The organism is Prevotella veroralis, from assembly GCF_018127765.1.
Lineage (GTDB): Bacteria > Bacteroidota > Bacteroidia > Bacteroidales > Bacteroidaceae > Prevotella > Prevotella veroralis.
Window position 1 is genome coordinate 228,156 of the sequence record NZ_CP072330.1, and the last position, 13,840, is coordinate 241,995.

Genomic DNA, 13,840 nt, shown 5'->3' on the forward strand with positions numbered 1-13,840 from the left:
TCTGTTAATAAATTAATGTATAAGCATACTACTGACAATGTCAGAATATACTTTTATTATCTTCTTCTTCCTTTAGAAGCTGATTTCTTGCCTACAGCCTTCTTACCAGTAGAAGTCTTGTTTGTACCTTGCTTGTTGGTTGTCTGACTATTAGATGTAGTCTTCTCTGGTTTTATCTTCTCTGGCATCTTATTCTCTGGGCGAGCGAAACCATCCTTCATTGCGCGCTTACTCATAGTTTTGATACGCTTGTCAAGGTCAGGATGTGACGAGAACATACGCTTCCATTTACCCTCCTTTTGGATGCCTTGGTCTTCTTCTAACTTCTTTAACTTCTCGAAAGATAGTGCGATAGCCCATGGATTCTTACCATTCTTCTTTAAGAACTCGTATCCGTAAGCATCGGCCTGACTCTCTTGTTTCTGTGAATAAGTGGCATTGAGGAGCGATTCTCCAAGTTCGCCAAGTTGCGAATCTGTCAATGCTGCAGCCTTACCATTGGTAGCTGCGAGTCCATCTTTGAGTGCTGCGGTGAGTAGGGAAGTGCGGAATCTCTTCTTAGAGTCCTTGTGTGCAACGTGACCAATCTCATGTCCAATAACCCCCAAAAGTTCCTCGTCGGTCATAATGTCCATCAGAGAAGAGAATACGCGTACACTTCCATCAGGGCAGGCGAAAGCGTTAACGTCTGTGACATAATACACTTTGAAGTTCAAAGGGATTCCTTCAACATTAGTGAGACCTTGCGTTAGCTTGTTTAGACGCTTTGTGTAAGGGCTGCGGGCATCGCAAACTTTGTTGTTCTTATCCAACCAAGCAACGTATTCCTTTACATAATTTGCCATGTCAGCATCTGTCAAAGTGACGGCTTTAGCTGCTTTTACGGCTCCACTTGCTGCCTTCCCGATGTTGAACTGTGCCTTCATTGGTGTTGCTCCGGCAAGGAGTAATGTGGCAATACATACACTGTAAAATCTCTTTCTCATCATGAATTATTTTATTTGTTAAAGTTAAATTGTCACAAATATATAGATATTCTTTTGAATAGTCAAGTTTTCATAGACTTTCTTTTATTAAAAAAGGACGATCTTCTAAATCGTCCTTATGATAGTTGAGTGGTCTAATCTCTGTTATTTCCAAAGAATCGGAGGAGATAGAGGAAGAGGTTGATAAAGTCGAGATAAAGACTCAATGAACCGAGGAGTGCTATCTTTTGAGCTGATTCGCCAGCGTCAGGTGCCATGAGAAGATTGCGCTTGATTGCCTGTGCGTCCCATGCGGTTAGCCCAGTGAAAACGATTACGCCGATGATGCTAACGATATAATCCATCGTAGAACTTTGTAGGAACATGTTGACAAGGCTTGCTATAATCAAACCAATTAATGCCATGAAGAGTATTCCGCCCATCTTTGTTAAATCCTTCTTCGTGGTTGATCCTATCAAAGCCATTGCCCCAAAGGTTCCCGCAGTGACGAAGAATGTTTTGGCAATGATGGCTATCTTGTATACAGCGAATATCCATCCGAGGGTCAGACCATTGATGGCTGAGAAGAGGATAAACCATAGGGTTGCACTGGCAAGGGATAGTTTATAGATGCGGGATGATAGGTACCATACGATACCAAACTCTACTAAAGCAGCAATAAGTATTGGTCCTTTGCTAATGTAGAGGGCTTGGATGAGTGCAGGAGAACTACCTGCGCCATAAGCAACGATACCTGTAATGGCAAGTGCCATTGCCATCCATACATATACTTTACGCATCAGTGCTGGGAATGCACGTGACATTTCTAATTCGCGATCGTGGTTGTTAACCACATTTGAATAGTTGTTGAAATCCATATTCATGTCTCTTTTATTTTGTTTTCAGTTTATTTCTTGTTGATAGAGGAAGGTCTCTAATGGCTCTCAATACTTTTATCTATGCTTCAATTGATATACAAACGTTATGCCATTCGAATGCAAATATAGTTGAAAGGGGAGAGTCTGACAAATATAATAATTGTTTTTTGCATCTTTTAGGAGTGTGGCGACAGGCATTGTGGTACACCTTTTATATATAGGGGCTTTAAAGTGTGATTTATAAGGAGGTCTTATGTGCCTTTGTCTTAGTTTTCTTTTTTATTGAGGAAGGGCTTTTATTACTTTAGTGAATACTATTTCGTGCTTTATGCATGTTGTTGGTAATCTTCTGTAATATTATGACTTAAAATTAAACTCTATCGTTACTTTTATGTAAATGTACTTGCTTTTTATAAATTAAATATCTATATTTGTTGCGTTAAAGGTATAAATATGCGCGTATGAAAGTAAAGAATAGTAGATTAGAAGCTTTGAAGATGTTGATATCCAGTATGGAACTTAGTTCACAGGAGGAGGTCTTAAGAGCTTTAAAAACAGAAGGTTTTCAATTGACACAGGCAACACTTAGTCGTGATTTGAAGCAATTGAAGGTAGCTAAGGCTGCTTCAATGAATGGTAAGTATGTGTATATTTTGCCAAATGAAACTATGTATAAGCGTGTTACCACACCCCGAAAGGCTACGGAGATGTTACAACGTAGCGGTTATATTTCTGTGAAAATATCTGACCAATTGGCGATAGTAAAGACTCGTCCAGGGTATGCGAGTGCAATTGCATACGATATAGATGCGAGTGATTCGGATCTTATTTTAGGTACAATCGCAGGGGATGATACGATCTTTGTTGCCATTCGTGAAGGTGTTACGCGTGGGCAAATTTTACGTGTTTTATCGTATGTTATCCCCGAGATTGGATAATATTTGACTTTTAGTAATTTATTTGCTTGCTATATATAATATGGTGTAATACTTCCTTAGACTTGTATTTGTTACCTTTAAAAAGAAAAATTACTATATTTTTGAAACTTTTTCTTCAAAAGATTTGGAGGTTTGCTTTAAAGTCTATACCTTTGCACTCGCTTTTACGAAATAGGCGGTTTGCTTATAACGTATAGAGTGATAAGAAAAGAGTTCTTTGAAAAGATTTACATAAACAGAGAAGTAGTACAAGAAGCGTCTGTTTGTTTATGAATCAAACAGATGGGTAAAAGAAACGAACCGATCAATTAATTGAGTAGGTGCTTTTTAACTTGATACTTAAGGATAGGCATTCTGACACAGAGACAAACGGATGGCTTGTATTTATATAAGTTGTCACAAATGATATTTTACAATGGAGAGTTTGATCCTGGCTCAGGATGAACGCTAGCTACAGGCTTAACACATGCAAGTCGAGGGGAAACGGCGTTGAGTGCTTGCACTCTTCGGACGTCGACCGGCGCACGGGTGAGTAACGCGTATCCAACCTTCCCATAACTAAGGGATAACCTGCCGAAAGGCAGACTAATACCTTATGTAATTCTTCGATGACATCAGAAGAGAATGAAAGATTTATCGGTTATGGATGGGGATGCGTCTGATTAGCTTGTTGGCGGGGTAACAGCCCACCAAGGCGACGATCAGTAGGGGTTCTGAGAGGAAGGTCCCCCACATTGGAACTGAGACACGGTCCAAACTCCTACGGGAGGCAGCAGTGAGGAATATTGGTCAATGGGCGAGAGCCTGAACCAGCCAAGTAGCGTGCAGGACGACGGCCCTATGGGTTGTAAACTGCTTTTGTATGGGGATAAAGTCAATCACGTGTGATTGTTTGCAGGTACCATACGAATAAGGACCGGCTAATTCCGTGCCAGCAGCCGCGGTAATACGGAAGGTTCGGGCGTTATCCGGATTTATTGGGTTTAAAGGGAGCGTAGGCCGGAGATTAAGTGTGTTGTGAAATGTAGACGCTCAACGTCTGACTTGCAGCGCATACTGGTTTCCTTGAGTACGCACAACGTTGGCGGAATTCGTCGTGTAGCGGTGAAATGCTTAGATATGACGAAGAACTCCGATTGCGAAGGCAGCTGACGGGAGCGCCACTGACGCTTAAGCTCGAAGGTGCGGGTATCGAACAGGATTAGATACCCTGGTAGTCCGCACAGTAAACGATGGATGCCCGCTGTTGGTACCTGGTATCAGCGGCTAAGCGAAAGCATTAAGCATCCCACCTGGGGAGTACGCCGGCAACGGTGAAACTCAAAGGAATTGACGGGGGCCCGCACAAGCGGAGGAACATGTGGTTTAATTCGATGATACGCGAGGAACCTTACCCGGGCTTGAATTGCAGAGGAAGGATTTAGAGATAATGACGCCCTTCGGGGTCTCTGTGAAGGTGCTGCATGGTTGTCGTCAGCTCGTGCCGTGAGGTGTCGGCTTAAGTGCCATAACGAGCGCAACCCCTCTCTTCAGTTGCCATCAGGTGATGCTGGGCACTCTGGAGACACTGCCACCGTAAGGTGTGAGGAAGGTGGGGATGACGTCAAATCAGCACGGCCCTTACGTCCGGGGCTACACACGTGTTACAATGGCCGGTACAGAGGGACGGTGTAATGCAAATTGCATCCAATCTTGAAAGCCGGTCCCAGTTCGGACTGGGGTCTGCAACCCGACCCCACGAAGCTGGATTCGCTAGTAATCGCGCATCAGCCATGGCGCGGTGAATACGTTCCCGGGCCTTGTACACACCGCCCGTCAAGCCATGAAAGCCGGGGGTGCCTGAAGTCCGTGACCGCAAGGATCGGCCTAGGGCAAAACTGGTGATTGGGGCTAAGTCGTAACAAGGTAGCCGTACCGGAAGGTGCGGCTGGAACACCTCCTTTCTGGAGAGGATGTTTATCGGTTAGTAAGTTGACAAGTATTTAAGTATATGAGTTGACGAGTTAATGGTAATCAAGAGATAAAATAGAACCTTTGGTTCGTTTTTCTTCTTGTACTCACTGCACTCTGTATTATATAAATGTAGGAGTTTAGAGTTAAAGGCTCACATAAAGGTTCAAGTCCTTATTCTCCACTTCGCTGTTTATACAGCACAAGATCTTTGACATATTGACACAAGCAAGACTGTAAAGTAGAACGATTCTTTCTATTAATGGGAAGAATTAGCATTCTAATTATTGAAGCAATAGCTTCAAAATGTTTAGAATCACACAACAGCTGAAAGTATGAGCTACATTCTTTGTAAGTAATTACGAAGAAGGCGAAGAAAGTAAGAAAGGGCGCATGGCGGATGCCTTGGCTCACGGAGGCGACGAAGGACGTGATAAGCTGCGATAAGCCTTGGGTAGGTGCAAATAACCATTGATCCAAGGATTTCCGAATGGGACAACCCAGCAGGTTGAAGACCTGCTATCACTACAGACGTAGTGAGGCAAACGGAGGGAACTGAAACATCTTAGTACCTCTAGGAAGAGAAAATAAACTAATGATTCCCCTAGTAGTGGCGAGCGAACGGGGAATAGCCCAAACCAGTGACGTAGCAATGCGCCACTGGGGTTGTAGGACCACGCTGTCGTACTTAGATTGTGAGAAGAATGTTCTGGAAAGAACAATCATAGAGGGTGATAATCCCGTATTCGAAGCATGACGAGACGTAGTGGTATCCTGAGTAACGCGGAACACGTGAAATTCTGCGCGAATCCGCCGGGACCATCCGGTAAGGCTAAATACTCCCGTGAGACCGATAGTGAACGAGTACTGTGAAGGAAAGGTGAAAAGCACTCCGATGAGGAGAGTGAAATAGTTCCTGAAACCATGCGCCTACAAGCGGTCGGAGCTGTTAATTCAGTGACGGCGTGCCTTTTGCATAATGAACCTACGAGTTACCATGTCTGGCAAGGATAAGCGTCATGAGATGCGCATCCGTAGTGAAAGCGAGCCTGAATAGGGCGTCAAGTCAGATGGGGTAGACGCGAAACCAAGTGATCTACACTTGCCCAGGTTGAAGTTCGGGTAACACCGAATGGAGGACCGCACGGATAAGCGTTGAAAAGCTTCCCGATGAGGTGAGTGTAGGAGTGAAAGGCCAATCAAACTTGGAGATAGCTCGTACTCCCCGAAAGGCATTTAGGTGCCGCGTGCATCGATCTCCATAAGAGGTAGAGCGACCGATAGGTCAAGAGGGCTTCACCGCCTATCGAGACCTGACGAACTCCGAATGCTTATGGACAGCAGATGTGCAGTAAGGGGGCGGGTGCTAAGGTCCGTCCCCGAGAGGAGAAGAATCCAGACCGCCGTCTAAGGTCCCGAAATTCTGTCTAAGTTAGTCTAACGAAGTCTGGTCCCCGTGACAGCTAGGATGTTGGCTTGGAAGCAGCCATTCATTCAAAGAGTGCGTAACAGCTCACTAGTCGAGGGTCCGGGCATGGATAATAATCGGGTATAAGTCAGATACCGAAGGCGCGGGATAGTAATGTAAATTAAAAGTATCGGTAGGGGAGCATTCCATCGACGTCGAATGGTGAAGGTAACTGATCCTGGAGTTTATGGAAAAGCAAATGTAGGTATAAGTAACGATAAAAAGGGTGAGATTCCCTTTCGCCGAAAGACCGAGGTTTCCCGGGCGATGCCAATCAGCCCGGGGTTAGTCGGGTCCTAAGTCTCAGCCGAACGGCGAAGGCGATGGCAGATGCGGTTAATATTCCGCAACTCGCAGTATCAGTGATGTGGAGACGGAGCAGTGACACTGCCGCGCCCTGACGGAATAGGGCGTTTAAGTGCTTAGGTTATGAGAATGGCAGGCAAATCCACCATTCGAGCTGAAACACGAAAGTACAGCACTTCCTTCGGGAAGCGTTGAGTGCAGGTAATCATACTTCCGAGAAAATCCGCTAAACTTAATGTTACTGCGACCCGTACCGCAAACGGACACACGTGGTCGGGTAGAATATACTAAGGCGTTGAGAGATTCATGGTTAAGGAACTAGGCAAATTGACCCCGTAACTTCGGGATAAGGGGTCCTCATAGCAATATGAGGCGCAGAGAATAGGTCCAGGCAACTGTTTAACAAAAACACAGGGCTGTGCAAACTCGAAAGATGAAGTATACAGCCTGACACCTGCCCGGTGCTGGAAGGTTAAGAGGAGATGTCACTAGCAATAGGAAGCATTGAATTGAAGCCCCAGTAAACGGCGGCCGTAACTATAACGGTCCTAAGGTAGCGAAATTCCTTGTCGGGTAAGTTCCGACCTGCACGAATGGTGTAATGATCCGGACGCTGTCTCAACCATGATCTCAGTGAAATTGTAGTATCGGTGAAGATGCCGATTACCCGCGATGGGACGAAAAGACCCCGTGAACCTTTACTACAGCTTAGCATTGACCTTGGTCATCCGATGTGTAGGATAGGCCGGAGGCTTTGAATCGGGTGCGCCAGCATTCGTGGAGCCATCCTTGAAATACGGCCCTTTGGCTGTCTGAGGTCTAACACGCCTATGGTGTGGACACTGCTTGGTGGGTAGTTTGACTGGGGTGGTCGCCTCCAAAAGCGTAACGGAGGCTTCCAAAGGTGCCCTCGGACCGATTGGTAACCGGTCTCATAGAGTGCAATGGCATAAGGGCGCTTGACTGGGAGGCAGACATGCCGAGCAGGCAGGAAACTGGGGCATAGTGATCCGGCGGATGTGTATGGAAACTCCGTCGCTCAAAGGATAAAAGGTACTCCGGGGATAACAGGCTGATCCCCCCCAAGAGCTCATATCGACGGGGTGGTTTGGCACCTCGATGTCGGCTCGTCACATCCTGGGGCTGGAGAAGGTCCCAAGGGTTGGGCTGTTCGCCCATTAAAGTGGCACGCGAGCTGGGTTCAGAACGTCGTGAGACAGTTCGGTCTCTATCTATCGTGGGCGTTGGAGTTTTGCGTGGTGCTGACACTAGTACGAGAGGACCGTGTTGGACAGACCTCCGGTTTACCAGTTGTGCCGCCAGGTGCACCGCTGGGTATCTGAGTCTGGATTGGATAAGCGCTGAAAGCATCTAAGTGCGAAGCCAGCCGCAAGATGAGAACTCCTCATAAGGGTCGTCATAGACGATGACGTTGATAGGGTGTAGGTGTAAAGACGGTGACGTCAAAGCCGAGCACTACTAATTGCCCGAAACTTTCTTCGGGTCTCCCGCCTCCCTAGAGTGGAGAGCGGGGACCAGTGACTCAGACTTTGAGCTGTGTAATCTTCTTGATAGAAGTAGAAAAGTTCTATAATGTTTTGCTTGTGGAAATACGTCACCTTATACGGCTGACAAGTCAGTAGACGAGTTAACAAGTATACGAGTAGACAAGTTAAAAGTGTACAAGAAAGCGAGTTAAAAGTGAACGAGTAAACAAGTTATTAGTTCTAAGGACAATGTTTAATAACGAATCTACTGATAAGAAGACAGAAGGAAGACAAGAATAAAGACAAACAACTAGTTAACTTGTCAACTTCAAAACCAGTCAACCGAACAAGACATTAGGTGGTTATTGCGTCGGGGTTCCACCTCTTCCCATTCCGAACAGAGAAGTTAAGCCCGTCTGCGCCGATGGTACTGCAATGCAATGCGGGAGAGTAGGTCGCCGCCTTCTTTCACTTTAGAGAGCTTCGAAGATTTCTCTTCAAAGCTCTCTTTTTTTGTTTGTCCCACTCTCAATCCTATAGCTCTCAACGCCATAACTCTCAATGCCATACCTTTCAACCTCATACCTCTTAACTCTCATCGCCCCATCCCCTTCAACAGTTCCTCCCAACTCTTTCCCCATCCTCTCCCCAACTTTCTCCCCAATCCTCTCCGAACGATCGCTCCCCGTCCGCAAGAAAGTAATGCTGATGGAGAGTTATTACCGAGAAACGTTGGATGAGTATCAAGGGTGTTTAACACCTTCGTCCAAGAGGGCTATAGGCGGACAAAAATTGCAAATGTTAGTGTGTTTTGACCTGATAGAACTGTCTTAAACTTAGAAACTTGCTATGAATAAAGTGCATCTGGAAGATAAGAGATCGCCAAATGTCCTTTATAATTTTCTTTCCGTAAGTTCGAATTACCGAATATCAATCACGATGTCGTATAAATTGCTTATAGAGAAATTTATTTACTTACTACTGCCTTCTCTGCTTTGAGCCTTTTATATTCTTCCAACATCTTTACAGCACGCTCACGAGCGATACGGGCAGGCTCGCTAGTAGCCTCATCTTCAGGGCGGATGCGCATAGTGTGGGCTAGATTGACAAGATCTTTCACAGCTTCTCCACCTGCAATTAGCCCTGCAGTGGCTGGAACCCACGCATTAGAACTGGGGATAGTATGGCGGTCGGTGCACTTACGCATATCTTTGTCAGGGCAGATACAATGAAAACGGCAAGAGATTTCTGGTTGTTCTATACTCTCAAGTGGTTCTTCAGGACTATATACTACTTTAAGATGCTTAATCTTTGTCTTACGAAGTTTCTTACGAATCACCTTCGCCAGTGGGTCGTTGATAGTCTTGAAGATGTCAGTCACACGAAACTGCGTGGCATCAAGTTTATAAGCTGCACCCATGCAAGAGAGCAATGGGATATTCAACTCATGACAACGATAGATGAGATCAAGCTTAGCTGTTACTGTATCAATGCAATCAATGACATAATCATAATGTGAGAAGTCGAATTGATCAGCATTGTCTGGAAGATAAAACGTTTGATATTTTCGTACAATACAACGAGGATTGATGGAGTGAATGCGCTCTTCTGCTACATCTACTTTATGCTTCCCCACTGTTCGAGTGGTGGCAAGAAGTTGACGATTGACATTCGTCAGACAAACACGGTCGTCATCAATAACATCAATAGCACCCACGCCACTGCGTGCCAAGACTTCCACAACATATCCACCAACGCCTCCAACACCAAAGACTGCCACGCGACTACCATTCAAGGTGTCAATAGCAGGCTTACCAAGGAGGAGTTGTGTTCTTGAGAATTGATTCTGCATTGTATTTATTATCCTTTATTTGGGCTGCAAAGAAAGCAAGTCAGAAAGATCATTGCTCGCTGACTAAGCGTATAGATAATGGTTCAACAGTGATGAGTCGGCGCTTGTAAAGATCGCCAATAGCTCGCTTATAAACTTTCTTCGACACCTGGAAACGACGCTTGATATCTTCTGCTTCGCTCTTATCGCCAAGGTCGCAGATACCATTATGCTCACGGAGATACTGGAGGAGCACCTCTGCAAAATCTTCTGCATACTGCTGCCCTGTGGATTGAAGTGTACAATCAATCTTTCCATCGGGGCGAACAGTGGATATGTAACCCTTCAATCGGTCGCCAGTGTGAACATATTGGAACACCTGATCCTCATAGATAAGACCTGGATACTGGTTATCAACAATCACTTTAAAGCCAAGATCAGTCTTCTGCCATACGAGAAGATCAACCTCCTGTCCATGCTTATAATCACGTGGTCGACGTTCGTCAAGATAATGTTCCACCTTAGCAGACGCCACAAGGCGATAACTATCCTCGTCCAAATGGATATGCACAATATATGAATTGCCTATTACCATGCGCTTTTTCTGTTCACGGAACGGACAGAAGAGATCTTTCATCACACCCCACGAAAGGAATGCACCATACTCATTGACCCACGAACACTCCAAGTAAGCAAAGTCGCCTACCTGCGCCAGAGGTTCTTCGGTCGTAGCAATAGGGCGTTCCTCTTGATCAAGATAGACAAACGCTTCTATCTCATCACCAATCTCAGTACCCTCTGGTACATACTTCTGAGGCATAAGAATATCACCATCTGGTCCTCCATCGAGGAAAAGTCCAAATGGTTCTCCATTGCCTTCACGTAAGGCAATCTTTAATACAGTGAGCGTGTTGTATGCTCCGAGCTTTATTTTAGACATAATAACCCTTTATAGTTGAAGACAAGATAATTTCTTATAAGACAAAGTAACATAAGAACAATATTCTTTAAGTACCTGACATCTCATTCTAAGAATCTACTCATTCTCTATTTTGACAGTAGCACTCCCCTCCTTTCGGAGGGGTTGGGGGAGGCTTTCTATCATGCCATCTTTGAGATGTATGGTTCTATCTGTTATGTGTGCGAGCCCCTCATCATGTGTAACGATGACGAAAGTCTGACCGAACTTATCGCAGAGATCGAAGAAGAGTTGATGCAACTCTTCTTTGTTCTTTGTGTCCAAACTACCAGAAGGCTCATCGGCAAGGATGACTGCTGGATTGTTTACCAATGCTCGAGCCACTGCCACACGCTGCTTCTCACCACCTGATAGTTCGTTGGGCTTATGACTTGCACGATCGCTCAAACCCATAAACGCTAATAACTCCTCTGCACGCTGACGTGCTTCTTTCGTCTTTCTGCCTGCAATATAGGCAGGAATCATGATGTTCTCAAGGGCTGTGAACTCTGGTAAGAGCTGATGAAACTGGAATACAAAGCCAAGATGTTGGTTACGGAAGTCGCTCAACTTCCCCGTTGAAAGACTCCCAACGTCAATTCCATCGACAATGACAGAACCACTATCAGGCTTATCCAGGGTACCGATAATCTGCAATAAGGTTGTCTTACCAGCACCTGACGGTCCGACAATGCTCACCACTTCTCCTTTATTAATATGCAAGTCGATACCCTTCAGCACCTGCAGTGAACCGAAACTCTTGGTTATGTTCTTAATATCTATCATAATGCTATTCTTTTATTGGGGCTATTAGCCTTATTGGGCTTATTAGCCTAATACCCTCTTACACCTTATTATGAATCCACTCTCTCACAGCCTCGTAAGCACTGCGCTCCTCTGTGTGTTGTGGTTGAGCGAACGTCATATCGTCCATACGATTACCATACTGATCAGGGAATATTATCATCAGCGTCTTACCCTTGAAGTACCGATTCACCTCTTCTGGTAATCGTTCCATCGCACTCTTATAAGAAATTGTACCCTTACGAGCTGTGACGATCACAAATAGCTGATCAGCTTTCACACGTGTTGCCAAATCTGGAAGTTCTTTCCAATGATACATCTCTTCGTACTCGGCACGCACACTAGGGAATCTATTACGAATGAACTCCGTTATGAGTTGCAAACTTTCGCGGCGACCATGGAACACGATACGGCACTCCAAATTACCTGCCATACGTGCCAATCGTTCTAACCAACGATAGAAACCAGGCTCAAACTCTGCACGAGAAGGCACTGCAACTTGTATTCTTCTTATCGTATTCAGGGGTTGGGTAATACGAGTAATGATAATTTGTCGGCTCAATCCATTATACAAACTACGTGTGAACTCACCCCAAAAGTTCTTATTTATATCCTTATGAAAGTGCAACCCCATAAGTATCTCAGATGCCTGAAACTCTTTAAAGGCATGTTTAATACCATTGGCAATATTCGCCGCTATGCGCACCTGCGTTGTCATTGGTACATCTGAAGAACTAGCTAACTGATGAATCTGTTCCAACAAACGCCGCCCCTCCGCTTGATTATGCCGCATATTTACATCATCATACACTACATTTAGGGCGACAAGCTCCTTCTTTAGTCGTGGATTACGCATCATTATAGCCATAGAGACCAAACTCTCAGCGTATTCAGGATACTTCACAGGAATAAGAATCTTCTCATCGTTAAGCGTCTTCACCATCTCTGGTTCCTCTTTCTCTTGCAAACGAATGCGCTGAGCAGCCCACTCTGTAACCAATGTTGATATGATACAGGTGAAGAGTATCATAATCACAATACCATTCAACACCTCATCTCCAAAGAGGTAAACTCCAGGAGAAACCTCCAAGCGACGCCCCACCATCACCATGGCAATAGCCCCTGCGGCGTGCGCACTCGTAAGACCGAACATCATGTGCCCCGACATCTTCGACATCTTAAAGAGTCTTGCGGCAATATATGCCGCCACTGCCTTACCCAATGTTCCAAAGACAACAAGGCAAAAGACCACCCATAAGATGTTGGTGCCAGAGAATAATAAACGAACATTGATCAACATTCCCACACCAATTAGGAAGTAAGGAATGAACAGCGCATTACCCGTAAACTCTATGCGATTCATCAACGGAGAAACCTTCGGAACATATCTATTTAGGATCAAACCAGACAAGAATGCACCAAAGATGCCCTCTAAGCCTACAGCATCAGATAAAGAAGCCGAAAGGAATACAACCGCTAAGATAAAGATAAACTGCATAACAGCATCAGAATAACGGCGCAAGAACCAACGTGCAAGACGGGGTATAAAGAAGATTAGTCCAGCACAATAAACAACAAACTTCACAACGAAGAACAACCAGAAACCAACTCCTCCACCACCATGAAAGCTATTGACAATTGATGCCATTACGATCAAAGCAATGAAGAGTGCCATCATGGAAGAACCAACACTCAACGTCGAACTAGTGTGCCGTGTCAGTCCATATCTTCCTACAATAGGATAGGCTATCAGCGTGTTCGACGCCATAATAGCTGCGAGTAACAATGCGGCTAATGGTGTATAACTCAACAAGCTAACGCCCATCAGATAAGTCATAATAAACGGACAAAGGAAGGTTAACAGCCCGAAGATCATCACCCGATTACGATTCTTCTTCAGCCCCTCCATATCCATCTCAAGCCCCGCTAAGAACATGATATAATACAAGCCAACACGCCCGAATAACTCGAATGAAGCGTCACGCTCCAAGATATTCAGTCCGTACTTACCAACGATAACTCCCGCCAACACCATACCAATGATATGAGGTATGCGCAATCGACCCATGATGATAGGTGAAATAAGTATCATCAAAAGCACTACAAAGAATATTAGTGTCGGGTCAGCTATAGGAAAATATTGTGATAAATGCAACATGAATGTCTATTAACTTATTGCCTGCAAAGTTACTAAAAAAGTTTGGCAACATTCCATCTTAGCATATATTCATAGATTATATGAGCCAAAATTTAAG

General features: G+C 44.9%; 7 protein-coding genes and 3 rRNA genes. 4 read left to right on the plus strand and 6 right to left on the minus strand.

Features of this window, described 5'->3' with window-relative positions; genetic code table 11:
* Positions 1-56 precede the first annotated feature (56 nt).
* Positions 57-986, minus strand: coding sequence for a M48 family metallopeptidase (locus J5A55_RS00980; protein ID WP_039851608.1), 930 nt, complete (start codon positions 984-986; stop codon positions 57-59).
* Positions 987-1,120: 134 nt separating this feature from the next.
* A complete protein-coding gene (locus J5A55_RS00985) occupies positions 1,121-1,849 on the minus strand; it encodes a Bax inhibitor-1/YccA family protein (protein ID WP_004384648.1) in 729 nt (242 codons plus the stop codon).
* A gap of 455 nt (positions 1,850-2,304) precedes the next feature.
* Between J5A55_RS00985 and J5A55_RS00990 the strand changes: the two genes are divergently transcribed.
* From J5A55_RS00990 to rrf, 4 genes are all read left to right on the plus strand, one after another.
* Positions 2,305-2,781, plus strand: coding sequence for an arginine repressor (locus J5A55_RS00990; protein WP_004384650.1), 477 nt, complete (start codon positions 2,305-2,307; stop codon positions 2,779-2,781).
* 412 nt (positions 2,782-3,193) lie between these two features.
* Positions 3,194-4,724: ribosomal RNA gene (locus J5A55_RS00995) — 16S ribosomal RNA — on the plus strand.
* 380 nt (positions 4,725-5,104) lie between these two features.
* Positions 5,105-8,007: ribosomal RNA gene (locus J5A55_RS01000) — 23S ribosomal RNA — on the plus strand.
* A gap of 339 nt (positions 8,008-8,346) precedes the next feature.
* Positions 8,347-8,459: ribosomal RNA gene (gene rrf, locus J5A55_RS01005) — 5S ribosomal RNA — on the plus strand.
* Together the 16S, 23S and 5S rRNA genes form the textbook arrangement of a ribosomal RNA operon.
* Positions 8,460-8,959: 500 nt before the next feature.
* Here the strand turns inward: rrf and J5A55_RS01010 are convergent.
* From J5A55_RS01010 to J5A55_RS01025, 4 genes are all read right to left on the minus strand, one after another.
* On the minus strand, positions 8,960-9,844 hold the full coding sequence (locus J5A55_RS01010; RefSeq protein ID WP_004382337.1) for a tRNA threonylcarbamoyladenosine dehydratase: 885 nt from the start codon (positions 9,842-9,844) through the stop codon (positions 8,960-8,962).
* A 49-nt stretch (positions 9,845-9,893) separates the two neighbouring features.
* Positions 9,894-10,763: a CvfB family protein gene (locus J5A55_RS01015; protein WP_004382336.1), complete on the minus strand. Its 870-nt coding sequence runs from the start codon at positions 10,761-10,763 to the stop codon at positions 9,894-9,896.
* A gap of 96 nt (positions 10,764-10,859) precedes the next feature.
* Entirely contained in the window at positions 10,860-11,567 is a 708-nt protein-coding gene (locus J5A55_RS01020) for an ABC transporter ATP-binding protein (protein WP_004382335.1), read from the minus strand.
* 58 nt (positions 11,568-11,625) lie between these two features.
* Complete coding sequence (locus J5A55_RS01025; RefSeq protein WP_004382334.1) at positions 11,626-13,743, minus strand: cation:proton antiporter; 2,118 nt, start codon at positions 13,741-13,743, stop codon at positions 11,626-11,628.
* Between the last annotated feature and the right edge of the window lie 97 nt (positions 13,744-13,840).